This window comes from Pseudomonas sp. 1 (genome assembly GCF_056626735.1).
Genome location: NZ_JBWXMQ010000022.1, coordinates 34,194 through 57,594 on the forward strand (window position 1 = coordinate 34,194; position 23,401 = coordinate 57,594).

Genomic DNA, 23,401 nt, shown 5'->3' on the forward strand with positions numbered 1-23,401 from the left:
TGCCCTCACAAAATGCCGGTGGCTTTGGTCAGCAGCCAAATTCCGACAACCAGCATGATTGCACCTACTGCGATACTCAGACCGAACTGACCCCAAGTGGATTTACCTGTATGAATCTCGGAGTAGCGCGTATAGGCGTGGTAGCAGACTCCGATGAACATGGAGGCAACGACCAGAAGTGCCACGAGCATGACGATGTCGTAGCCGTAGTTCTGCATCGTCTCCATAATGCCTTTGCCGGCGCCACGGGATGGATCCTCCATGGTTGGCAATTTCCCCTTGGCTTGTGCGAGGGAGGGAAGCATCGTTGTATGAATCGAAAGCAGCGCGATAATTCTGCTTGTGCAGAGTGAGTTCCAATACATGGGGAGATTCCTGTGGCTCATGAAAGGAGAACAAACGTCAGGGCCAGGTACATCGCGATAAAGCGAATCACCACACCCATAAATTGGCGTTGATTCAGGCGTTGCTCAGCCCAGCCGGAGTACGCGGTTCGGATAGCCCAGGCACCCCATAGCAACAATGCTGCGAAAACCAGGGAGGTCAGCACCGAAGCTGTAATCGAAGGGCTCATGCCGCCGTTTGCCTGAAACGCTGTGATCTGGCTAGCGTTCATTCGGCTGAGACCGTTTCATCGCGATAGTTTGCGTGCAGAGCTACCTCGTCCCGTGGTACCGCGCGCTGAGGAGACAGGTATTGCTGGATACCCGTCCGGACTCGGTGGATATCTGCACGCAGGCGGCTGTAGTTGAAGTGGTAGCGTGAGGTATTTAGATCCAGAACAGTGTCGCCGGCGGTTGCAATCCGTTCGATTGCATTCAGCTCTCTTATCAATGTCGCCAAGCGGACATTCTCTTCAGCCAGCCCATGTGCTGTTGCTGTGTTTTGTCCCCCGAAAGCGCAATTGAGCATGAGGAAAAGCAGGTGTTTTTTGCGAAGCCGATTAGCCATAAGGTTGAGCTCGTTTGATCCTGTCAGACGGCTCGATGGTGGGATCAACCAGGAGGTACTGCCTCAATCAAACCGTTCTGCCAGGTGATCGGATTGAGTACGTGCAGATGCTCGACGGGGCATGGCAATATGCCTCCATTCATTAAGGCGTTTGACTCAAGGAGAGTCCAATGGCGATACCCAATGATGCGAACTGCTTTCCTGCGGGAGTCAGCCTAAATCAGGTTGCCGGATTGATACTGCCGAGTACCGATCTGGTTTTGCTTCTTACCAAGGCCCGAGAAGACTACGACTGGCCCTTCGGCACTGGCGCGATAGACAGTCAAAGTGAGGTACTTCAGGTTGAGGTTGACGTCGCGAAGTGGCTGTCCTGTTTGAATGAAAACACCGCTCATCAAATTGTTTGTAGGGTGTCTTGCTGGGCAGGAAACAATCTGCGAGCGAAGATTAGGATTTGGAACGCCTCAGCTGCTGAAAAGCGAGCGATGTTACGCGCAATCCAGCTATGTCTAATACCAGGCCGCGCTCAAGAGGGGATCGATGCACTTTCTCGCTTGCCGGGACTGCGTTTGGTGATCGCTTCCAAAATTTACAGATTTCTCAAACCTTGGGAGGGGGCCGCAGTGGATCGCCACGCTTCCTATTTCTTCAACTCCCTTTCGAGAACTGGCTTTGGTACGTCGTTTGTGCGTGAGTGGTCAAGTAAGGCTCGAACTGGTAGCCGGTTGGCAGCTTACACAGCTTCTAGGCACCGTCGAAACCTGAGTGAATACATCGACGTTTACCTGCCGCTGCTTGAGCGTCTAGCCAATTTTCTAAACCACACCAAGCATGCTTTCCAGTGTCCTATCACGAGTCAGATGAAATGCTGGACGCCGGCGGATGTAGAAATGGCGGCTTACTATTGGTGGGCAAGGAACGGGTTGAGGTGATCAGATAGTTTCTGCGCCATTGTTCGGGCTAGAGGTATTTCTTGAAGCTTCGGGATGTAAGAGCCACGGCCGTGCCCAGGCAGGCGGCCCCCGGCACAAGGATCAGTCCAGCATCAACGCTCATTGGAACGGCAAGATAGAGGATCCAAGGCAGCGTTGCCAAAGGCAGCAGACATGCCTTAGCCCGGTGGTAGAGATACCCCGACTCCCTACCTGCACCGAATCGTCTGATGTCTCTGCATACAAGTCCATCTACCAATCCGATAAATGTCGCAATGATGAATAGCGGTAGTGATAGAAACAGCACGAGCAGTCGAACCACGAACACGAGCACTGTAAAGGCTGCTGCGATCAAATTTTTCTCAATGTGCGTGTAAAGTGTGCCCACATAGTAGCGCGCGTTACGCGGCCCCTCTGAATGTACTTCTGAAGCCTTCCAAGATGTGATTTGCACTGATTTTTCGATCCCTGTTTCAACCATCACTGACTGATAGGCTAACCGGATCAATTGGCCAGCAGAACGTCCCGGCTCTCGTACCAGCGCACTACGCTTAAAATCCTTGGACAGCTGTCCCAGTTCGAATTCGTACATCCGTTGCGCATGGCGCCATCCTTCTTCTGGCCAAAAGACATACATGCCAACGCACTCAATCACGATGCTCAACAGCAACGAGCCAAACAGCACGGCTGCAAATCGAAAAGGCAATGTCAGCAGCCCAACGAACAGACCTCTCTGTTGCAGTTGCTGACGTTGAGCTGTTGATGCAGGTTCGCTCATTGGACTGCGGACTCACGTGGCGCGTCTTGATTCAGTAAATCGCTCGGGAGAGGCGCGCTCTGATCCTGGACCATCACTGGGTTCCACCAATCATTTGCCGGCACATAGCGCTGACGCATGTAATGGGCCATCTCTTGAAGATCCTTCGGCATTGCCTCATCAGGATCCGGAGCGGGGAGGGGCATCCGAATCTTCCAGAGCTGGCCACCTTCGATCAATCCAAAAGCCTGGCCCTTGGGCAATGCCACGACATGAGCTGGTTCGATCATAGGAACGCTGGTCGTCGTGACCCTGTCCTGTGTATTCGACGTGAAAGCCGTGTCGCCGTGCGGGTCTGAACTGTCGGTGGCAGCACTCATTACGGACGTGGCGTAAACATCGACATTCGGCAACTGTTTGGTCAGTAGCTCGGCAGTTGCAGTCTCGCGAACCCGCAGCATGAACAGGTTGTTGAAGTTGCCGATGACCTGACCCGCTTTCGCTCGATTACCAATTCGTGCTTCGATGTCACTGAGCGTCTGGGTGTAGGCCGTGACTTGGATGCCAGCGCCGCCACCTTTATTGATCATCGGAATGAATTCGTCTCCCATCAGTTCATTGAATTCGTCGGCATGGACGTTGATGGGGATTTTTTTGCCAGGCTCAGCATCTGGCAGACCGTCGTCGACTCCAAATTTGTAGATGTGTCCTGCGACAGACACCAGATCCGCGAACATGGAGTTGCCTACTGCCGAGGCCACCTCAGAGTCTGAAAGTGCATCCAGGCCCACGTACACGATGGCTCGTTTGCGGATCACCTGCATCCAGTCAAAGATCGGCCGAGGATCATCCAGGTCTATGTAATCCGGGGCCAGAAGCTGCGCGATGTCGCCGGTGGTGAGTTTTTCCAGTAAGGGGAGGAGGGACGCGACAATTTTGTCGAAGTAGGTTCGATCGTAACGTACCGCGGAGCGTAACCCGTCAAGTACAGGGTCATACAATCTGGCGTGTTGCAGATACTGCTCGATCGCCACCACTCGTTTTTCGCGGCCCATCATGTGTCGAGGCGTGTTCTTCTCATTGATCTTGGCTTCCAGCTGAACAATCACATCCCACGCCTTGCGATCGTGCTGGGCAAAGAAGTAAGCCGCGTACTCAATGAATAACGCATCAATGTTGATCACATGACGCTGGATCAGCAGATAGTCTGGACGCTGCCCCAGCTCCACGAGTGCCCGGGCGATGATGTTGACGAAGCGCCACGCAAATTCTCGAAATGCCGCAGAGTTTCCCTCCCCAGACAGTTGCCCGGCGATACGGGATGCAACCTCAGTGATTCGTCCGAATCGGCCGATTGCGTTGTAGCGGGACGAGATCGAAGGCTGTCCCAGATGGAACACATAGAACTCGCCGTCACGTCCTGCACGCTTGGCTTCAACGTACATTCGCTTCAGGAGATCTGCATCGCCCTTGGGATCAAATACAATGCAAACCTCACCACGACGAATATCCTGAGTGATGAACAACTCGGCTAGCCGGGTCTTGCCGACCCGAGTCGTGCCCAGCACGAGTGTATGACCGACCCTTTCAGCCAAGGGGAGGGTTACATCGACCTCGCTAGGCTCAACAGCATGCAGCCTGGGCAGACCGCCAACTGGAGGCAGCGGTCTGACTGGATTCAGTGGATGGTCCCAGCCGGTGAGGCGGGGCAGCTGTCGCAGCGGATAAGGAGCAAATTCCAATCCTGCTTCGATTCGACGCGCCATCTGATACATCACCGATGGTTCGACATATCGCCGAAACTCGGGCCTGTAAGTCTGCATCAACCTATGGGTATGACGCTGATCCCACCGAAAGCCTTTGCCAACAAATAGACGCTGATGACTGACCGGGATATCTCGACTGGTCATTACGTAGCGCGGTAATCGCCTCATTTGTCGGCGATACCGCAGCACGACACATGCCTGCTTGAGGCGGATTGCAGCCAGGGCCGCACAACTGCAAGCGGCCCCAACGCCAATGGAGGGCGTCAGTGCCAATGACCAGGGCGCTATCAGACAGAGAACGGCAGCTGAACTGCAGGCTGCCACGCTGTACAGTTCAACCGCAGGTCGCAGTAGTGTTTCAACGGCATGATGCTGTGCCACCGTTATTGCTCAAGTCGGTCAGCGGTGATCAGGACCGGGTAGTGCTGAAGTTTCAATCGTTGTGCAAGATCATCCGCTGACACGGGCGACAGCATCAATCCCGGCGCGATCCGGCGCAAATGCTCCAGCTCCGCTTTGGATTGGACATTGACGACCAGACCGACTGCTTTGAGTGCTGTCAATCGTGAGTAACGCTGTTTCAACCACGACTTGGACAAAGGATCATCACCGACCAGGAAGAAAGTCGGCAGTCCTGCTGCCCCCAGTGCTCGAGATTTGACGGCGCCGGGCGTTAAAACTTTCGAGAGGACTGGCAAAAAATCCTCTTCGCTGTAGCGGGCATCTGCATAGCGGGGGGCGATAGTCTCAGCTGTACTCGTGCCACAAAAGAACGCCCATGCCACGGCCCCCCATACAAGCCTCATCCTCATGGTCGACTCCCATCGACTACAGCCAATTGATCTAGGTGCTGAGCGATATGGTGTCGATATCGAGCTGCAATTGGCCCACCTGCGGGACGGTGGAAACGACCGGCTGCGGACAGCCAGTTCTCTCCTGCGCGGTGCTGCTCGCGCAGTATGGTCGCCGCAATTTCGAGATTGTTTTGAGGTTGCAATAAGTGGCAAGGATGCCGATAGAAACGCCGTTGGTGTCGAAGATTGATTTGAGTGAGGCCAGCGTCAATTCGATAATCTGGCACCTGTATCAGCGCCACTCGAAGTGCGTGACAAGCATCAGCCTGACTGGAGAAATATCGTGCTTGGCCGGCGATATTCAGTGTCCAAGGCCATGGAATGCTTTGCCCTCGCAGGCTCACTGCGCTCTCCTGCAGCGCCACCGCAAAAAGAACGTTCACTGGGACCCCCATCCGTTTTGCCACAATGCTATACGCCGGAGGTGGAAACTGTGCGTATTGCGCCAGGCACCACGGAGCAAAATTTAAAAGTGAAAGACATGTGGCCAGTCGCAGCACTGGGCTGCGCATCTTCACTGCCGTACCCATTTGCCATTGACCTTGCGCATGATTGCTGGCAATGGACCTTTAGTAGCGGTTGAAGACCATCGGCCATTGTCATGATTGATAGATATGATCCCGTCGCGGACGTTGCTCGGGTGAATCCCAGCCTTTTGCGCCCACTGACGAATGCGATTGTCATCCTGATGGCTGTTCACAACGTAGAGGTCGAAGGGTGTGCCAGAGGCTTGTAGCTGTCTGACTGTCGTTTCGCACTCTGGGCAGTCGTACTGAACGAAGACGGCCTGTCTGGTTTTGGATTTGCTCATCAACGGACTGGCGATTGGCGAAAGGTTGACCAGTGCCAACTCTGGGTAGCGTTGTTTCCAAGCTTGGTCATACGCACGTTGGTAGGCGAGCAGTTTTTCAACTCGAGTGGCTTCTGCTTGGACTTGGAGTAGTGCGTAGCGTTGTCGCTCTGCGTCCGTGGAAGCTTCAATACCCAATGCGCTTAGAGGATCCAAATTAGGGGAGTAAGTGCCCAGCGGCCCCTGCATCAAATCGCGGAACCGTTGTAATTCTTCTAGCTTCAGCCCCCACTGCTGGGCCAGTGCAGAGTTCATGTCTTGCTTGGTTGTGACAGAGCGAAGCTGGGAGTTTGCCTCGACGGAAACCTGCTTCACCGGTTCCTGGGCTTGAGCGGCGAAATACACCGGCCACAGCAGATACGGCAGTAATTTCATGTAGACCATGGAGGCACCTATCGAATAGTCAGACGGAGTGTTTGGCCATTGGCCGTGAACACAGCGCTCTGTTCCTGGATTGCCTCAAATCTCCATCCGGCGTAGCTCTCGCCACGCCTGATGAGTTGGCACTGCTCAAGTGATTGAGTCTCTAGTGGCCCGACGGACAGGAAGTGCTCATCACCGCGTAGTTCTTGCCCCAGTATCTGAAATGGGAGTACCTGTGGTTTTTTCGGTTTGCGAGGTTTGTGCTTAGGGGGGGCAACGACTGTCTGTGCCGGTGGCTGATTTTGATTCGACTCAAGCTGTTGCACGCGTTGCAGTAACGTTGCCAAGTCGGTTTGAGTGGCTACGCCCGTCATCACGTTCGCGAGTTCAGTGAGCCGATCATTGAGGCTGTCGTTCACCAAATTGAGATCTGAATAGCTGACGTCACTCTGGAAGTCTGGCGCCCGCGCAACATCTGTCTCCAAGGTCATGACTCGATTGGTCAGATGTTGCTGATCGGTAAGGTCAGCCTTAGCCTCTAAACGTTGAGTCAATTCGAAGAGATAGATTTGGTTCGCAGAAAGCGCGCAAAACGTCATTGAAACGATGATGGGAGACGCCCAGCGAGTCGCGCGAGTGCGTAGGTTTGCTCTGTTTGAAAGGGTGTAAATCATTGGAGTGCCTCCAGAGTCGCAGACTGGGGTGCAGGGATACTGCTGGTCGCTTTGGTGAAGCAGACGTGCCTGAGTTGCTCATCGGTTTGTAATGTCCAGGCTGTCCCGACAAGCAGATGAAGAGCGTCACGCAGGGCAATTGGTCCCAGCTTCAAATGCGCGGCGGGAAGCGGGAGTGCAAACAGGGCTGCGTTTTCGCTTGTTCGTTCACAGAGGCGATAGCCAGTGCGTAAAAGGGCATAGTGCAATGCATCACCGACGGAGATGACCCAGTTCCCGGGAAGATCGATGTCGATGACTTGCAGCAGAAGATCTTGTTTCGCAGCATCCGGTTTGAGCTCTACCAAGGTGTAGCGTCCATACCGTTGAACAGGAATGTGGTGTATTGAAGGATGTTCAACCACAGATGTATTGATTGGCGCGTCGGGTAACGGCTCCGCGGTATGGCAACCAACGAGCGATATGCTCATTAGCGTGAGAGCAATTAGGCATTTGTGAACAGCTGGCATAGGCCGGACTCCTGAATGTGATCATCAAAAGATCTCAATCAAGTAGGGCGCTCGCAGCGATCAATCGGTAATTGCTCGTCACCGGATTGGGAAAAAAAACGGCCTCAAAGGAGGCCGTTGTGATGAAGATTTGAAGTGTTACTTGCGACCTGACCGCAGGTCTCAATACTCTTCAGGAAGAAGGATGGTGGTCACACTGCGATCAGCTTCGGTGATGATCCAGATCTTCAGTTCCGCATTGATGTTGTAAACCGACATCAGTCGATTGCCGTCTATCAGTGCGTCCTCGTTGAGCTGACGATCTTCATCGCAGACGTCTCCCCAGTCGCCCTGCATGTGCCGGCCGAAATAGTGGAATGGATCTAATCGGTGCGCTCGCATCAGTGCGTCGACGCCTTGTGTAATAACCAAGGCACCCAGCTCGGACATAGGTTTTGCTGATTCGCTGAATTTGATAACAATCATGGTCTGCTGCCTGTTCTAACTTGGGCCATGACATCCCCCTTGGGCGTCAGTGCCCAAGAGGGGGGGGAAGTAAAACGTCAGTCAATAGACGACGCTAAGTAAAAACCAAAACCCGTTTTCGGATCTGAAATCAGGTATAGGGAGCACCAGGACCTGCTGGATCGGGCTGGAGCTTGAGTGCTTGAGATGTTTCATTGTCAGGGTTGCCGTCAGATTCAGTTGGCTTGTGCTTGAATATCAAAATACCGTCGACTTTGATCCAATTCAGGAGCAGCAGTCGAGCTTTGAAACTCACTCCCAACTGCCCTGCGTTAGTGCCTTTGGAGTATGTGAACGTATCCAGCCAAGGGTCACCAAGACGAAAGCCCACCAGTACTTTCATGTTTTCTTCGAGCGCTTTGGCACATCCGCGGACCAATTGTTTTGCCTCCTCACCGGTGACCCGTAGATCGAACCGACGATACTCCGGACTACTAATGGGGCCGTTTAGAGCAACAATGTCGCACGCTAGGAATGATTGACCTTTCTTAACCTTCACCTCGCGTATGCGATTGAGATAACCAACACCTGTGATATGAAGATCGAAGTACGACTCGTCGCCGATTGGATTACTCAAGATATGCCTCCAGATTAAAAAGTTATGGAGGCTTCGATCCCGATAGGGGACGACAGCCCCCAGTGGGTAAATGGGTCAGATGACCCTGGAAAATGATGTTTTGAACTACCAGGCGTGGTAGTGCATGATCAGCCCGGCGATGACATCGCGCTGTTCAAAAGTCAAAACTCCAAGGTCAGATAAACCTCTGACACCCGACTGCTTGAGCAGGCTGCTTCCTTCCTCCGCGTTGAAAAAGCTGACCAATGCTGCGAGGAAAACCCGCTCTTGGTGAGTCAAAATCTCGAAGTTGTTCTTGACCACTTGCATGTTGGGACGCAAATGCCACCTGCAGTCGGATTTTTTGAATCCTTCTTGACTGCCATCGCCAAAGAAGCGAAGACCAGCGATTCCAACACCCTTTTTCCAGGCAAAGAAGAAAGCGACCGAGGGACTGCAGACGGAAGGTCTGTTCACGGGCGTTTGCAGCGATTGCGTGGAGAGTTGGGACAGGGACGTTTTCATGGGTTAACTCCTGAAGATCAAATGAAGCGCTATCCAAAAGGGCTTGCGCTGCGAGAGACAGGCATCAACGCCGATTAAGGCGTACATCCGCAAAAATGATGCTGAGCGGACTGGGCAAGGTCGGCGTGAAGTTCTCACGTCGCAGCCTTGAAGACCTCGGCTGCCTGGGCAGACACTGATCCAGAATCAGTGATGCGAGGCCCAAGAATGCTTCTCGCGTTTTCAGGTGTCAGCGATCAATGCCTTCAGCTTCATTCCCGGATTTTGATAGTTCTGCCAGCAGCCGTTTACCGATCCAGACAAGGCAAGGTACGGCCATGGTGTTGCCGATGGCGGTATAACGAGGGCCATCGGCAGCCATCAATATCCAGCCGGTTTCTGTAGGCTCCCAAACATCCTCGGGGCGGCTGCGGCTAACGCGCTTTTGCGCGTAATGACGGCGAGGGATACGTGTGTAGCCACTGGGTAGTCCTTGAAGGCGCTCGCATTCCTGAGGCAGTAATCGCCGTGCTCTATGACGAATCCTTTTGAGGATCGCAGAGCTGTTTGTTGAGGCATTGCGATCTATTCCACCATCAGTTGGAATGCTTGCTGTATCAACGCTTGAACAAACAACAATCGCAACATCGTGGTTGCATGTCAGGGTAGGGCAGCACTCAAGGTTTGCTTCCGCGCCGCCCTGACCGCTCGACATTCCATAGGAGTTGGTGAATGCCCGTACCTCTAGTCCATCTCCGTGTGCGTGAGTGCTTGTTTCAGAATCGCCGGGAGCATCCGTTTGCGGCGTGCGGTCCGGCGCAATATCCCGGCGCGGGCTTTCGGACTCAAAAAGTACCGCGGCGGGATCGAAGTCCTTTCGAGCACTTGCGACAAGAAACACACGACGGCGTCGTTGGGCCACGCCGAAATATTGGGCATCCAAGATGCGCCACGCGACTGTTCTTTGTGGACCAAACACAATACCTGCGTGCGACCATGTCGCCCTTGGCGGAAGCAGTTCGCATTCTTCACCAGCCAATGCTCCAAGAAGGCAGCCGAAGGCGTTTCGCTTGTCACTGAGCACGCCGGGGACGTTTTCCCAGACAACAATTGACTTGGGTTCTCGACGGCGGTTTCGGACTTCATCGATGGCATTAGCAAGCTCCACAAACTTCAAACTCAACGCGCCTCTGGGTGCTGAAAGACCTGCACGAAACCCTGCCACGCTGAAGTCTTGACAGGGAGTACCGCCGATGAGAACGGGTGGAGCCGGTATGGTTTCATTGAGTACCTTGTCGCTGAGTAGCGTCATGTCACCCAGATTCGGAACACCCGGGTAGTGATGGGCCAATACTGCACTGGGGAAGGCATCGATTTCAGAGAACCAGACGGGCTTCAATCCGAGCGGCTGCCAGGCGACGCTTACTGCTTCAATGCCACTACACACGCTTGCGTACTGGGGGTAATTCTTAGGGTGTTTCATATGCTATTCCTTCGCTGTTGCGCGTCGTTTTCAGCCTTTGCAGTGCCGATACGGCGCAGTGGGAGAGAAGGGAAAAAGGGGCCGAATTGAGCTTCGGCTCGGAACCAAGGAGCCACCCATGAGCTGCACAACGCATAGCGGGCGTCATTTCCATACGCTGTTACAGATGTCATGCCCGACTCCTCTAATGGCTTGAGTCGGTATCGTGAGGCACACATCCGCGTACAAAAGGCACCCGTTGTTTGACCGGTGGGTACCGGCACTGATTACGTCTTCCCTGAAGGGTCTCCTTATGGCCTTCTGTACTGGAGGCCATAAGGAGACCCTTCAGGTCAGCTTCAACCAACTTCGATAAGCTGCTGGCACAGCTAGGACTGAAAAGCCTTTCCCGCCGTTACTGCCAACGGCATAGTAGGCGTGCACGCCATTTCAGAAAGGAAGCGCGTGCTAGGGCAAAATCGCTCAGCCACCTTTAGGCGGTGAGCGACGACGCGTTCTACGGTGAGTTGTGGTCAGTGTTTGCTTGGCAATCGGTAAAACACCGTGGCAATCCGGGTAACGACTGCATGACCAGAACGCTCCATGTTTGCCGTTTCGCTGTCGCATGCTTGCCCCACAAAGAGGGCAATTCGGACCACCCGGCGTGTGGAGCGACAGTGTTGTTGTTCGATAGTGCTCAACAAGTTGCGTGACCCAGACGGTTTGCTTGGCGACAAAACACTCCAGCGTCAGTTGGCCGGCTTCAATTTTATCGAATGCCTGCTCCCATATCGCGGTAGTGGCCGGATCTGCAATAGCCGCGGGTACTGCATCGATGACGGTGTACGCGGCGTCCGCTGCGTGTATTGAACGCCCCTTTGTGTAGAGATAACCACGGTTCAAAAGTCCGCTGATGACGTTCGCACGTGTTGCCTCTGTACCTATGCCCGCGGTGTCCTTCAACGTTTGCTTAAACCGAGGATCCGTTACGAGCTTGGCCACGTTTTTCATGGCCTTGATCAGTTCACCCTGGGTATAGGCTCTGGGCGCCCTTGTCTTGAGTGCGTGGAGCTGGAAGCACTGGATCAAGCATTGATCATCAACAGTCAGTGCTGGCAATACCTGCCCACGCTCGGCTGCGTCATTCTCATCGACGATCAACCCCTCCATTGCATTACGCCAGCCCTTGACCACGATGCGCTTGCCGTTAGCTTGCAACCCATGGCCTTTGCAAACCAGTTGTGCGCAGGTTCGGTCATATTCGTAGTGGGGCAGGAACTGGACCAGGAAGTGAGCACTGACCAGGCCGTATACCAAGCGTTCTTTCTCGTTCAGATACTCTAAACGTACAGGCTCAAGTGTCGGGATGATGCCGTGGTGAGCACCTATTTTTCCGTCATCCCAAGCGCGAGAGCGTTGCTGAATATTCGCAGACTGAGCCAGCTCTTGAAGACTCGGGTCACTACTGACCATCGCTTTTAAGATATCTTTTGCTTCAGCCAACATGCTTTCAGGTAGGTAGCCTGAGTCAGTTCTGGGATAGGTGATTGCCTTGTGGGACTCATAGAGCGATTGAGCAATATCTAACGTTTCCTGCACACCAAAACCAAACCGGCGTGAACAAACTTGTTGCAATGTACTTAAATCGAACGGTAGCGGCGGAGCTTCACGAACTCTGTCCGTCTCTACGGCCAAAACCTTGGAATTTTGAGCCTGCTTCAGATCTTGAAGGGCGGCTTGCGCTACAGCTTGCCGGATACAGCGACCAGAGCTGTCGGCAGCACTCTCGGGGACCATCCACTGTGCCGAAAAAATTGTTCCAGCAAAGCACAACTGAATCTCAATGCTCCAAAAAGGCGCGGGTACAAAGCGTTCAATTTCACGATCACGATCGACCACCATTCTTAACGTTGGTGTCTGCACTCGCCCCACTGATAAAACACCCTCAAGACCACTGCGCCGACCTAGCAATGTGAACATCCGGCTCATATTCATCCCGATCAGCCAGTCTGCGCGTGCGCGGGCTAATGCAGAGTGGTAGAGCGGCAAGGTTTCACCGGCTGGCCTCAAACAAGAAAGCGCCTTACGTATAGAAGCGTCATTGAGCGCCGACAGCCACAAGCGAAAAACTGTGCCCTTGTACTGGAACAGATCAAGCAACTCCCGAGCGATCATTTCACCTTCCCGATCGGCGTCTGTTGCGATGACAAGCTCACGCGACTGAGACAGCATCTGTTTGACGATCTTGTATTGAACGGCAGTGTCTTTTTTTACCTCGACGCGCCAGGTCGTGGGAATAATCGGCAAGTCATCGATTGACCAGCGCTTGAAGCGCTGGTCATAAGCTTCCGGTGGCGCTGCTTCAACCAAGTGTCCGATGCACCAGGTCACTGCGACGGCATTACCGTTGTAGCATCCGTTGCCCCGTTGATTGGCGCCCACCACTCGGGCGATATCTTTGCCCTGAGAGGGTTTTTCACACAGAAAAAGTCGCATGTCATGACCTGAAGTTTCACTGAATGACGTACGAAGTTCACCGCGTGTGGGGATTGGCAGCGAGGATAAAAATGAATTTCGCTGTGCCCCATTCATGTCAGGCAGTAGCGGTCATCCGTGGGGTAGGAAAAACAGTCGAGAGTCCTTGCAACAGAAGCTTCGTCCTGTGCCGCCGCGCGAACGAGCATGGACGTCGGTGGACTGATGGCCGTGCAGAAGGAGGGCAGATGGGGTAATGGAGCGACTGTTCGCTGGTCCAGTCGCTCACGTGAGAAGGTGTTGAATCAATGCGGGTGTTCGCGGCTCTCAGCAATCGGACGGTTTTGTCCCGAGCGTCACGGTTTCTAACCGATAGGGCAGTATGCCCACCCGCCGAGCCTCGATTTTGAACGTCACCCGAGTATTCTCGTCCGCGTCCTCCCATTCCTCTTTGACCGTGCGGCCCTCGACCAGCACACGCATCCCTTTTTGATACAGGCTGCTCCAACGCTCCGCATCGCGATGCCAGATTTCGACAGGCGCCCAGAATCCGCCCCGGTCTTCAAACTTGTCCTTGTTCGGTACAGGATTATCGAAGTAGATATTCAGGCGAAGCAGACGCCGTGGCTCGTCGTTTCGATTGTTGAACTCCCGAAACTCGGGCACGGAACCAATATTGCCTTCACCAAAAAAATGGGTGCTCATCAGTTGTTCTCCGATGTAATTGCGCGTTCATTGAGGCAGCCTTGATAGATCGCTGCTGCCTCCGCCATCTTGTTGGCGCAGTCCTGAGCCTGGCGGGCCAGCGTATGGGTCAGACTGATTTGCATGTTGAGCAAGATCCGTTGTTGCTCCATCGCATAGAGGTCATCAATCAACAGGTTTGGTGTTTCCTTGTTCTCCATGCATCGTATCCAAAGCTCGACGCCCATGGTCGTTCGCTCGGGGTTTCGCCAGCGCAGGTAGGTCAACCCTGCGCCCGTCATGTGAGGCGTGAGCTGGGCCTGCAGCAGGTTGAATGGATAGTGACGCGCTTGTACCAGGACACTTTCCATCGCCAGCCTGATCAGCCCGTCACGAATGCCAATGCATCGACTGGCCCAGTCCTCCAGATCCCCCTTACCTTTAAACGGCTCGAAAAGGCCTTTTAGGTAGGCTGTCTGTTCCAGTTGCTCAAAGTCGCTTTGTTGCAGTGGGCGAAAGTAGTGAAGTCCCATCAGCGCTGCTCCTGTGTCGGGATAACTACCTGAGCGTCATGTTCTAAGACACGGGTTTGATCAAAGCTGCCAGTTGGCGCGTCAACATCGGCCTCATTAGTGTCTGGATGCTCCGCATCAGCAGCGGGCGGCCGCACCAGCGGTGGGGCGAACCGCGAGCGCGCTGATCCCTCAAGCACGTCCTGGGGCACATCGCCAAAACGCTCTCTGGCTTTTAGCGCCGCTGGGTTATTGGATATGTAATCGCCACGCTTCACGCCTGAGGCTTTGAATTGCTGAGCCAGACTGAACAAACTGCGTAGCGCATGAGCGCCTTCGTTGAGCAGGTGCTCAAGGGTGCGACGATCTATCAGTGCAGTGTGATGGGCTAGAATCAGGCGTCGTGCCAGGTCGTCATAGTCCGCCAGTAAGTACACGGCCATGAAACCAAGCTGTGCATTGACGAAAAGAGGCAGTCGGACCGGGTGCACATTGAGGTTTTCTCCCATGCTCAGGGCTTCAGGAACTTCGGAAAGTGCAAGATCAATTTGTTCACGAAGCACTTGGATAGATGCTTTGGTGACATTCAGTTTTTCTTCGATTCGAAGCATCCACACATCCGCGTAGGGATCATCCAATTCGGCGGCGCGCTTCATTTTGTTCATGACGGCGATGAAGCCATTGAGCCCAATGATTGTGGCCCGACCCTGCGAGGCGTCGCGGCCATGCCAAATTCGAGATGCGTGATGGGTATGCAGCGTCAGTTGCATGCTGCTGCGCAACGTACCCAGGTTCAGTTGCAGATCATTCGCCATAGAAAGACACCCACGGAACAATGGAAGGGTGCCCAGCTTTGGGGTGCCGGCCGGCGCTGTCTGTGAACAAAGTGCAAGCCGCCCAAGCCTGATTTAGCTATCCCCAGGGGATAGGTACCAGAGTGGTCAGCATCCGACGTCAACGCGCCCACTCTTTAAACGGTCGCGGGATGATCCACACACGATAGGTATACGTGCTGTGCTCCCGAAGCCAGCATCAGACCAACCCCTGAGCGATCCAATCCTGAACTGTTGACCAGATCACTGAGGCGGGCAGTGAAAGCTCTTGGGCCAAGTCGAGCGCAAGGTCCAGCATGGCAGCGTCGTCCTGCAGATCGATACGACGGGCTTTCAACTGTGGATGCCATTGCTGCCAAAGCAGCGTGTCTTGTTCCTCGCTGAGTGCCGGGTGCCGCCCCTTGCGTTTGGGCAGTCCAAGCACATCTCGTCGAAGCGCCACTTCCTGGTGGGTCAGTCCGTAGAACTTGCTCACCATTTCTGTGCTGGCACCCAGACGCAGCATCCGATCAACGATAAAGATTTCCTGCTCTACACCCTCTACCTGCGTGAGAATCCGCTGCAAAACATTGCGGTTGATTTGAACAGTGCACCAAGGCACTCGTGCGTTCAGAAGAACGCTGAGTAACGCCGGTTCCTTTAGAGCCGCCAGATCTTCATCAGCGAATCCCATTGTCTTGCAACGACGTAGCTGGCCGTTACGCAGATCGTGTAGCGCTTGAGCAATGACGGCCTGATTGATGGGGTGAGGTGAAGTCACACGTCCTCCTTTGAATACATCGTGGCTGTAGGGCCCGCTTCTGACTTGTGATCAATAAGGCGGCGGGCCAGTCGAATCAGACGAAAAAGCTTTACCAGGCTCGCGTCGCTCAAGCGATCTGAATGAGAAGCGGATTGTGTAGAGCCCACCAAAAGTGGCCCGATGTTTACAGGGGCCAAGGACGAGGCCACTCCTGTCGTCAATGTTTGCAGTAAGTCGACCAAACTTGAGGCCGATATTTGGTCGGGTGCTTCATCGCGGTCACAGCGAAATCCGATGCCCTCGTCGACTTCAGTGATGAGGTCGACCTTTGCCATGTCCTGGCAAATCTCGCGAGCAAATTGGCTGATATGGGTTCTTAGCCGCTTCGGCTCATCCAGGTCTGGTTCGATGTCCCAGATGTCCGAAATCGGGAACAGACTTCCTTGTGAAAAGGGATGGATGTCAGCGGCCGGTGAGGACTCTCCCGAGACGCATTGTTCGACAGCTATCAGGGCCGAAGCAGCATCCTCGCAATTTTTGGGAATGCTGCAATCAGGCAAATCAACAGGCACCGGGTTATCAGCACATTGCTCAGGGGCGGACAACGTCGCCTTGTTATGACCGGGATCATCCGAACTCAGCGCCAGCCGTTCTGGTATTGGTTTAGATGGAGGCGCAGCCATTAACGCCTGTTCACGCGTTGCGCTCGACTCCGATTCGAGCACCAATGTGTCGTAGTCCATGCCGAGAAACTCAGCCATCTGGCCGACGATCTCATCCTCTACACGCGCGCTGTTGAACTCGCAGGTGCGGTCGTCAAACATCAACAAAACATCATGAAAAAGTGATGAGAAATCGGTCCCAACGCTCTTTCCCTTGACGTGCTTCTCCCAAATTCTGAAGTAGGATCGACGCATAACCGCCAAGCGCTCCACCTGATGACGACCAAGCCCTGCATACAACACGTTAGGTATTGCAGGCAGCAAAAAATCGACAGCATCACGCATGCGGCTGATATGAGATTGCTGCACTGGATATCCGTCCGCCGTTAGTCGCCTGGAAAGTTCGGATTGAGAGAGACGTGTACCGCACTCCTGTTCGTACAGTTCTTTGGCCTTTTCCACGCCAAGCGCGCGTTCGATGAAGGTCAGTCCACCACGCAGTTCATTTTCAGCCAGGTGCCCGGTTAACGCCAAAATCTCACCACGTTTTGACCAGGGTCGGAACAAGCATGACAGGTGAAAATACCGGTCGTTTCTGGTCTCAGACCAAAGTTCGCGCAGAATCGATAACCGGGTATTGCCACCGTTTCGAATACGAAAGCAATGCTCACCTGGGCGTCGAGTAATGGGAGGAGGGGCGTCAAGTCCTCGCTCCCGTATGGAGGCTTTGATCTCATCGTATTTCGGATTGCGCGTGACCCTGGGGTTGAGGTCATAGGGACTCAATTGATCGAGCGTTACGATCATGGGGGTGTCGACCTCAGGGTCAGCCATGACGTGAGATTGTCTAGTACCAACTACCTCCGGCACGCTTGCTGGTGGCTTATTGGATGAAGTCGATTGCGGTGAGACGCTCATGACCTTCCTCAGCCACGCTCTTTAAGTCGATCGGCAATCCATTGATCAACTTCCATTGCATCCCACCCAACAGCCCTGGCACCGAGCCGCACAGACTTCGGGAATTTCCCTTGCCCCATGAGGACATAGATAAATGCTCGTTTCAGGCCGGTTTTTTGTTCAACGTCCAGGCGCCGTAGAATGCGACGCTCTGGAAGTGAAGGCGGCTGCTCAGTATTCAACGACATCACAAAATCTCCTTTATGTTCAGAAGCAACTGATGAAAGTGTGCACATTCAACGCATCGAGAAAAGGCAAGTCACTGCAGATGCAGTGGAGCTATCTGTATTTGCCGTCTTCATGAATAAGCGCTCAATTGACGTTTGGCGTCCGCGAATTTGGCCCACAATGTGCGCTCCGTAATACCTTGGCGGCCACTGTGGTGCGCGATCAATGCGCTGATGACTGATTCGAGCGTGTTGAAGACCGAATATCGGATGCCGCCGGGTGAATGCCCCAGCAACAACGTCAACAAGGCTCCAATGATGTTCAGGTAGGTGGTTTCAGCTCTGCTGTTCAATCGAAGCTGAGACTCTTCCTGGCTGGTTCTCTGACGAGTCACAGATTGCGACGAGAGTGAGTGAATTTGCTGCAAGAGCATTTGAGCGGCTGCCTGATCGATGGCCTGTATCGGCAAACGTTCTGACTCGTCGAACAGGAACGCCGGTTTTTGAGCCGGGTAAGCCAATGCTATCCAGCGCTTCACGTCCACGTGTCGAACTGTCAGTTCAGGCGAAGTCAGTAAGGCAGAATCGTTTTGGGTTATACCGGCTTTGCCGTAGGGCAACTCCCCATGCCGCATCGCATCGAGAAGGCGTTCGAGATTCAAGTTCAGTAGCGGCCAATCGCCGGAAACTCCGGCTGTGAGGGCAGTGCCTTGCGACGCTTGCTCGAGAATCTCAGGCTCGTGCTCAAGCAAATCGCTCCAGCGAATCGCCACTTCTATCGGGTTGTAGAAGACCTTGGTTGCATTGAGGGGGGTAAATTGGTTCATGAGTCGTTCCATGGCTTGCGATACCTGTCCATGGAACTCTCGGCCGTGATTTGGTGAAAGACTTAATAGGTCTTCAGTCTTGCTCACTTTGATGCTGGACAGATCAAGACCTGCTGGGTCAGAAGTCATTCGCCAGCACATTGTGGAGCACGAGTGCCCGGTAGCACTGGGTTGTCGTCAGCTTGACCCTTTTTCAGTCTTGCCTGAGACCTAATTAGTCACATTGAACTGAACGGCTCGGCGGCTCGATACCCAACTCGAAATCAGATTCGGTCACTCTGGCGATAAAACGGCGCAGGTGTTCGCTGGGGCTATGGTTGACGTAGAGCAAATAACTCGTGAGCAAAGGAGGCTCTCCCGCCAAGGGGCGGGTGACAATTTCGGAGCTCTGGCAGAGAGCCATTTGTGCCTTGCATGCCAGACCCAGGCCGTAACCTGCTGCTACCAACGAGAGCATTACTTCGTGGCTGGACACACGTTCAGCCACGATTACAGGTACGTGCACTTGATGAAGCAAATGTTCGATTTGCTCTGACAATCCTGCGTGTGTCTTGGGGTCAAACAGCACGAGGGGATAGCGCATGGCTTCTTTCAGTGGGATCTGCTTGCGCGCCAGTAATGGATGACGCGCAGGCATAGCGACAGTCAGAGGCGTCTGCCATACAGCAGTTGCAGCCAAGCCCTCGCCGACTTCTTTCGAACGTGCAAACCCCACATCGAATGAGTCCTCCCGAAGGCCTCTGAGTTGCTGGGTAAGTGACACCTCGTAAAGGCGAATTTCCATCTCTGGCTCCTCCTCTCGACAACGGGCGAGGAGGGCGGACAATCGCTGGGGCAATACTCCGTCAGAGATCGCAATGCGCAACGTTCTGCGATAACCGGCCACCGCGGCTTGTACGTTCCTGCGTGCTTGTTCCACTGCCAGGAAAATACGCCGAACATCTGTGGCGAGCACTTCACCTGGCCATGTGAGTCGAGTACCACGTGGTCCGCGATCAAACAGTTGAGTGCCGAACTCAGATTCCAGCTCCTTGATGGTTCTTGAAAGCGGCGATTGCTCGATATGCAAACGTTCTGCCGCACGTGCGAAATGAAGCTCCTCTGCAACAGCCAGAAAGCCGCGTAGATGTCGAAGTTCCAAAAATGGCTCCTTAGCCATCGCTCAACTGCAGAAGCAAATTGAGCGGGCGTGTTTGATGACATGTATTGCTACGAGGTTGTGCGGGAGTTCACGATCGCGATCGAAGCTGCTCGAGCAGATCCAACCCGTCCTGCAGAGGAAGGTAGGCGGAAAGAATCAAACGATAAAAGTCATCACAGTGCGCATGCTGCAACGGCATCGACGTCAAGGTCTCTAGTAGACCGGTGCCGGCGCGAATTCGGAGAAGTGCGTTTTCGAGAAGCTGTGTTGCATCGGCGGCACTGTCTATCGAGAGAACAGACGTGGGGGTGGCGTTGGCTTTGAGTGGGCGATAACGATCCATGTTTCAACAACTCCTTGGTTTACGGCATGCCTGCTCAAGAGAGAGCAGCGTGTGAGATGAAGGTGCGAGGGGAATTTGGCCTTAACTTCTGTAGGATTTTTCAATCCAAGTGGTAGGGGAATTCGTCTTGCGATGAGTGGACGATTAGCTCGCTAATTCGTAAGTAATATTTGGTCATTGTCCGATGCGGCGCAATTGCGCGAGTAGTTCGAAACGGACGCTATTTACTGCTATTTTTGCGCCAATCTGCGGTATCGCGACTTAGTAACGAACGAATGCGTCAGTATCTCTCTTCAAATTTAAAACACCTCTGCAGCCACTACCGGTCCATTTCAGATGTGTGCAACAGGCTGAAAATCCATCGTGGACAATTCAATAAATACCTGGCCGGAAGCAGCTTCCCATCGCCCTTCAACCTTAAGCACATCTGTGATTTTTTTGGTGTAGAGGCGCACGAAATCAACCTGCCACCAGAGCAATTTCTACGATTGGTGAGCAGCCGAACACCCAAGCCAACCTTGTCAATGATTACGGCACCACAGAAGGCCGTTGAGCATTTGCGCCAACGTTCCTCATCCCGCCTTCAGGACTTGGTAGGCCACTACCATGAGTACGCCTATTCAATGTCGCATCAAGGCCGCATCTTATGTTCGTTGGTGAGCGTCGAAGAGCTCGATGGGCATTTTGTCTATGAGCGAGTAGAGCCGTTAGCAAATCACAACAACGACCTCAACAGCACCAATTGCCACCGCTATCAGGGGGTTGCCTACTACCTCGGAGATCGGCTGTTTCTGATCGACTACGAATCGTTCGCTACGAGTGAAATCAATCAAACCATTCTGGTTCCCAGCCTTAAGACCAGAAATGCGAGGCTCAACGGACTGAAAATGGGGGTCACTTCATGTGATCATCGAGTTCCCGTCTGCTCCCGAGTGGTGTGGAACTCATTAGGTACAAGGGCGTGTAGCCAGGAGGCCTTTCGAAAGGTTCGGGAATACCAAGATGACGATCAGGAACTCGATTCTGATTTGAAGGCACGACTGGCCAATGCACAGGTCATTGATGGGTTGTTTCGTATAATTTAAGCGAGTAGGGCTTCGAACTTCTTAGATATCACTCCTCATGCCCAATCGCCGAACGACTTTACTCGTCTCGTCGATTGACGGCCGAGTTGACGGCGCCCGAGGTATAGCGGGTACCGCTTCGTATATGAGGAAAAGGATGACGTGCCTCCTGACCAGTTGTAATTCGCTTTGGCGGTAGTCTCGCGACCCTGGCTGTAAAAGTTCGCGGGGCCTTTGGTGGTCTTGTGGTTGAAGGCGGAATCGAACAGGGTGGTGCCATTGCTGATGAAGAATATTTTGATTCCGCCGACCAGAAAGAGGGTGACGATGAAGGAGAGAAAGCAGTAGGCAGCTTGGAGTCGCACTGTCCCAGTTCGCGCCCGGCGACAACGATATGGGCGATGCTTGGCGAAGTACCGAATAGCAATCAGCCTGCGTGGGTATGTTTGGACAGCACAGAAACTCGTTTTTCGGCCAATCCTTAAAGAAGAAGCCACCTGTACAGGTGGCTTCAACGGATTTCTCTAATGGAAGATGAATCAGTTGAGCAGACTCATCGCTCCTACAATCGCAATGACTGTAACGACCATCATTGTTGCGATCCGGACAGTTAGCGTCTCAGCCAGATGAGCAATTTCCAGCCGAGTTCGATCAATTTCCGACTGCAACTTCAAATTTTCGGACATTAGGCCGTCATGAGCCTTCATGACGTCAAATTTGGTCGCAAGAAGAGTTCGCATATCCGACTCCATGGCTTCAGCAAAAGCATGGGCTTTGGCATCAGGAATGTTGATTGCGATAAGCGCGCGGTACAGAGCCAGCTCTGTTTTCATTAAGACCTCCAATCGGTAAAGAGGTCTTCCCCATGACGGGGAAGACCCGTCGTGGGTGGGAAAGCATGCTTCCATCGACTCGAAATCGACTGATCACAAGAGGAAGCTGTTGCGGTCGTTGGGAAAACACACAACTGAACGTGCTGTCGGTATTTTCACGCGATAAAAAATGCTTTAGCGAATATTACGTTGACTGCTGGACAGTCATCAGTGAATGAACTTTATTCCCGCAATCAGAATGCCAGCGAGGGCAGACATCATTACGCCCATTCGGACAGTCAACTTCAGTTCCAATTTAGATATATCTGCTTTCACATCGCTTCGAAGCGCAGCGATGTCAGTTTTCACATCGCCACGAAGCGTGGTCAGGTCTGATTTTGTTGCAAGGAAAGTATTCAAATCGGACTCCAGTGCTTGGATGACTGCTTCAGCTTTGGGCTCAGACACATTGATCGAAACCAGTGCCTGGTACAGAGCCAGATCCATTTTCATTAAGGCCTCCAAAAAAACAAAAAGGCCTGCCCCCATGACGGGGGAGGCCCGTCGTGGGGTAGATGAATCATGCTTCCATCGACAAGGTGTCGACTGTTCACACTTCCGAAAGCTGAGCGAACATTGGGCTGGATCCTGCGGTAATCCGCAGCGCCGCCTAAAAGATCCAGACGGCTGGGCATGTAGCTGATCTTGTCAGCAAGACACGGTCTCAAAATGCGGATCTACGAGCGGACTGTCAATTAGACGCTGGTTACTTCGTGTTTCTCACCGTAGTCGGGCAATGCAATGAAGTGTTAGCAGAGTACTCTCTGCCTGCTGTTCGCGGAAAAATCCTTGATATCACTCGCGTGCTAATACGCTGATCGCCTCAGACGTCGAACTCCGAACGTTGAACGACTTCGTTTACGCAGCCTAATCAATAAGCTGTTCACGCAGAGCCGCAGCGCTGCCGGCAGCCGCAGCATCGTGTCGTTGATGAAGGAAGATGGCGATCAAATCGGACGGTTCAAGGTGCGTGGTGGGATCTGGCGTTAGTCAGCAAAGGCGAATTCAACCGGTCGTCGCGGCACCGTTGTTCGAGGGGTTTATGGGACGACCTGCAGGCTGGATGCAGAAGTTGACGGTTCGAGAAGCGCACCGAGACCAGCCATTACCTGATGCATCGGTACAACTGGATTCGACCCCATCAATTCAACGGTGGGCTGGCACCATGCTCAGGCCGAGAAAAAACTTAACGTCGTGTCCGGGATTAGTTGACCACGACAGTTGCGCTGTCGGTACTTGGGCCGATCAACCAGTCTGGTTAGACCCGGTTTCGGCTCGCGCTTCATCGAGCACCGCGGGATGACGGGCTGCATTCGTGTTGTAAACGCGCTGTCTGAGTTTAAGTTGAACGTAGATGAACGGGACAAATCTGGGCAACGGCGCCGCATCACCAGCTTGTAAAAGCAGCGGTAGTCGTTAACCTGAAGAGAAGCCGCACTG

Annotated in this window: 28 protein-coding genes and 2 pseudogenes; 3 read left to right on the forward strand and 27 right to left on the reverse strand. The window is 53.5% G+C overall.

Annotation, left to right across the window (positions count from 1 at the left end):
• Positions 1–5: 5 nt before the first annotated feature.
• From AC1MDC_RS25695 to AC1MDC_RS25705, 3 genes are read right to left on the reverse strand one after another with little or no spacing between them, the layout of a single operon-like run.
• Positions 6–365 (reverse strand): TIGR03745 family integrating conjugative element membrane protein, encoded by a 360-nt coding sequence (locus AC1MDC_RS25695; RefSeq protein ID WP_139834812.1) that lies wholly within the window; start codon positions 363–365, stop codon positions 6–8.
• Between the two features lie 17 nt (positions 366–382).
• The gene (locus AC1MDC_RS25700; RefSeq protein ID WP_085702156.1) at positions 383–616 is read right to left on the reverse strand and encodes a TIGR03758 family integrating conjugative element protein; all 234 of its coding nucleotides are present in this window, start codon (positions 614–616) and stop codon (positions 383–385) included.
• Entirely contained in the window at positions 613–951 is a 339-nt protein-coding gene (locus AC1MDC_RS25705) for an integrative conjugative element protein, RAQPRD family (protein ID WP_085702155.1), read from the reverse strand. Before AC1MDC_RS25705 ends, AC1MDC_RS25700 begins: the two co-directional genes overlap by 4 nt.
• Positions 952–1,121: 170 nt before the next feature.
• Between AC1MDC_RS25705 and AC1MDC_RS25710 the strand changes: the two genes are divergently transcribed.
• Positions 1,122–1,883: a hypothetical protein gene (locus AC1MDC_RS25710; RefSeq protein WP_480393949.1), complete on the forward strand. Its 762-nt coding sequence runs from the start codon at positions 1,122–1,124 to the stop codon at positions 1,881–1,883.
• A gap of 28 nt (positions 1,884–1,911) precedes the next feature.
• On the opposite strand, the gene AC1MDC_RS25715 is transcribed toward AC1MDC_RS25710, so the two are convergent.
• The 21 genes from AC1MDC_RS25715 to AC1MDC_RS25815 form a co-directional block, all read right to left on the reverse strand.
• Positions 1,912–2,661, reverse strand: coding sequence for a TIGR03747 family integrating conjugative element membrane protein (locus AC1MDC_RS25715; RefSeq protein ID WP_085702153.1), 750 nt, complete (start codon positions 2,659–2,661; stop codon positions 1,912–1,914).
• On the reverse strand, positions 2,658–4,787 hold the full coding sequence (gene traD, locus AC1MDC_RS25720; RefSeq protein ID WP_480393950.1) for a type IV conjugative transfer system coupling protein TraD: 2,130 nt from the start codon (positions 4,785–4,787) through the stop codon (positions 2,658–2,660). Before traD ends, AC1MDC_RS25715 begins: the two co-directional genes overlap by 4 nt.
• A 2-nt stretch (positions 4,788–4,789) precedes the next feature.
• On the reverse strand, positions 4,790–5,191 hold the full coding sequence (locus AC1MDC_RS25725) for an integrating conjugative element protein (RefSeq protein ID WP_256574623.1): 402 nt from the start codon (positions 5,189–5,191) through the stop codon (positions 4,790–4,792).
• Between the two features lie 23 nt (positions 5,192–5,214).
• Entirely contained in the window at positions 5,215–5,772 is a 558-nt protein-coding gene (locus AC1MDC_RS25730) for a transglycosylase SLT domain-containing protein (protein ID WP_480393982.1), read from the reverse strand.
• A 2-nt stretch (positions 5,773–5,774) separates the two neighbouring features.
• Positions 5,775–6,494, reverse strand: coding sequence for a TIGR03759 family integrating conjugative element protein (locus AC1MDC_RS25735; protein ID WP_480393951.1), 720 nt, complete (start codon positions 6,492–6,494; stop codon positions 5,775–5,777).
• Positions 6,495–6,502: 8 nt separating this feature from the next.
• Positions 6,503–7,147 carry a hypothetical protein gene (locus AC1MDC_RS25740; protein WP_480393952.1) on the reverse strand — a complete coding sequence of 215 codons (645 nt, stop codon included), beginning with the start codon at positions 7,145–7,147 and terminating at the stop codon, positions 6,503–6,505.
• Positions 7,144–7,656 carry a PFGI-1 class ICE element type IV pilus protein PilL2 gene (pilL2, locus tag AC1MDC_RS25745; protein ID WP_085702149.1) on the reverse strand — a complete coding sequence of 171 codons (513 nt, stop codon included), beginning with the start codon at positions 7,654–7,656 and terminating at the stop codon, positions 7,144–7,146. Before pilL2 ends, AC1MDC_RS25740 begins: the two co-directional genes overlap by 4 nt.
• Positions 7,657–7,818: 162 nt before the next feature.
• Positions 7,819–8,121 carry a hypothetical protein gene (locus AC1MDC_RS25750; RefSeq protein WP_085702148.1) on the reverse strand — a complete coding sequence of 101 codons (303 nt, stop codon included), beginning with the start codon at positions 8,119–8,121 and terminating at the stop codon, positions 7,819–7,821.
• Between the two features lie 130 nt (positions 8,122–8,251).
• Complete coding sequence (locus tag AC1MDC_RS25755) at positions 8,252–8,737, reverse strand: STY4534 family ICE replication protein (RefSeq protein WP_085702147.1); 486 nt, start codon at positions 8,735–8,737, stop codon at positions 8,252–8,254.
• Between the two features lie 105 nt (positions 8,738–8,842).
• Positions 8,843–9,241, reverse strand: a complete 399-nt coding sequence (locus AC1MDC_RS25760) for a hypothetical protein (RefSeq protein WP_085702146.1) — start codon at positions 9,239–9,241, stop codon at positions 8,843–8,845.
• Between the two features lie 229 nt (positions 9,242–9,470).
• Entirely contained in the window at positions 9,471–10,703 is a 1,233-nt protein-coding gene (locus AC1MDC_RS25765) for a DNA cytosine methyltransferase (RefSeq protein WP_480393953.1), read from the reverse strand.
• Between the two features lie 462 nt (positions 10,704–11,165).
• On the reverse strand, positions 11,166–13,178 hold the full coding sequence (locus AC1MDC_RS25770) for a DNA topoisomerase III (protein WP_480393954.1): 2,013 nt from the start codon (positions 13,176–13,178) through the stop codon (positions 11,166–11,168).
• Between the two features lie 306 nt (positions 13,179–13,484).
• On the reverse strand, positions 13,485–13,862 hold the full coding sequence (locus AC1MDC_RS25775) for a single-stranded DNA-binding protein (RefSeq protein ID WP_085702143.1): 378 nt from the start codon (positions 13,860–13,862) through the stop codon (positions 13,485–13,487).
• Positions 13,862–14,374, reverse strand: a complete 513-nt coding sequence (locus tag AC1MDC_RS25780; RefSeq protein ID WP_085702142.1) for a DUF3158 family protein — start codon at positions 14,372–14,374, stop codon at positions 13,862–13,864. Before AC1MDC_RS25780 ends, AC1MDC_RS25775 begins: the two co-directional genes overlap by 1 nt.
• A complete protein-coding gene (locus tag AC1MDC_RS25785) occupies positions 14,374–15,168 on the reverse strand; it encodes a PFL_4669 family integrating conjugative element protein (RefSeq protein WP_480393955.1) in 795 nt (264 codons plus the stop codon). The genes AC1MDC_RS25780 and AC1MDC_RS25785 overlap by 1 nt, the downstream gene beginning before the upstream one ends.
• Before the next feature lie 217 nt (positions 15,169–15,385).
• Positions 15,386–15,946, reverse strand: a complete 561-nt coding sequence (locus tag AC1MDC_RS25790; protein WP_480393956.1) for a DUF2857 domain-containing protein — start codon at positions 15,944–15,946, stop codon at positions 15,386–15,388.
• Positions 15,943–17,424, reverse strand: coding sequence for a ParB family protein (locus tag AC1MDC_RS25795; protein ID WP_480393957.1), 1,482 nt, complete (start codon positions 17,422–17,424; stop codon positions 15,943–15,945). Before AC1MDC_RS25795 ends, AC1MDC_RS25790 begins: the two co-directional genes overlap by 4 nt.
• Before the next feature lie 92 nt (positions 17,425–17,516).
• On the reverse strand, positions 17,517–17,735 hold the full coding sequence (locus AC1MDC_RS25800) for an AlpA family transcriptional regulator (RefSeq protein ID WP_085702138.1): 219 nt from the start codon (positions 17,733–17,735) through the stop codon (positions 17,517–17,519).
• Positions 17,736–17,845: 110 nt separating this feature from the next.
• A complete protein-coding gene (locus AC1MDC_RS25805; RefSeq protein ID WP_480393958.1) occupies positions 17,846–18,541 on the reverse strand; it encodes a hypothetical protein in 696 nt (231 codons plus the stop codon).
• Between the two features lie 214 nt (positions 18,542–18,755).
• Positions 18,756–19,682, reverse strand: a complete 927-nt coding sequence (locus tag AC1MDC_RS25810; RefSeq protein ID WP_085702136.1) for a LysR family transcriptional regulator — start codon at positions 19,680–19,682, stop codon at positions 18,756–18,758.
• 88 nt (positions 19,683–19,770) lie between these two features.
• On the reverse strand, positions 19,771–20,025 hold the full coding sequence (locus tag AC1MDC_RS25815) for a hypothetical protein (protein ID WP_480393959.1): 255 nt from the start codon (positions 20,023–20,025) through the stop codon (positions 19,771–19,773).
• Positions 20,026–20,300: 275 nt separating this feature from the next.
• Here AC1MDC_RS25815 and AC1MDC_RS25820 point away from each other — a divergent pair, with 275 nt between their 5' ends.
• Positions 20,301–21,110 (forward strand): helix-turn-helix domain-containing protein, encoded by an 810-nt coding sequence (locus AC1MDC_RS25820; RefSeq protein ID WP_480393960.1) that lies wholly within the window; start codon positions 20,301–20,303, stop codon positions 21,108–21,110.
• Positions 21,111–21,628: 518 nt separating this feature from the next.
• Here the strand turns inward: AC1MDC_RS25820 and AC1MDC_RS25825 are convergent.
• The gene (locus tag AC1MDC_RS25825) at positions 21,629–21,922 is read right to left on the reverse strand and encodes a hypothetical protein (protein ID WP_480393961.1); all 294 of its coding nucleotides are present in this window, start codon (positions 21,920–21,922) and stop codon (positions 21,629–21,631) included.
• Positions 21,923–22,129: 207 nt separating this feature from the next.
• Entirely contained in the window at positions 22,130–22,414 is a 285-nt protein-coding gene (locus AC1MDC_RS25830; RefSeq protein ID WP_480393962.1) for a hypothetical protein, read from the reverse strand.
• A gap of 357 nt (positions 22,415–22,771) precedes the next feature.
• Here AC1MDC_RS25830 and AC1MDC_RS25835 point away from each other — a divergent pair.
• Positions 22,772–22,933 (forward strand): annotated as a pseudogene (locus tag AC1MDC_RS25835) (IS3 family transposase); the annotation flags it as partial.
• Between the two features lie 248 nt (positions 22,934–23,181).
• Here AC1MDC_RS25835 and AC1MDC_RS25840 read toward each other — a convergent pair.
• Positions 23,182–23,277: pseudogene (locus tag AC1MDC_RS25840) on the reverse strand (IS5/IS1182 family transposase); the annotation flags it as partial.
• Positions 23,278–23,401 lie beyond the last annotated feature (124 nt).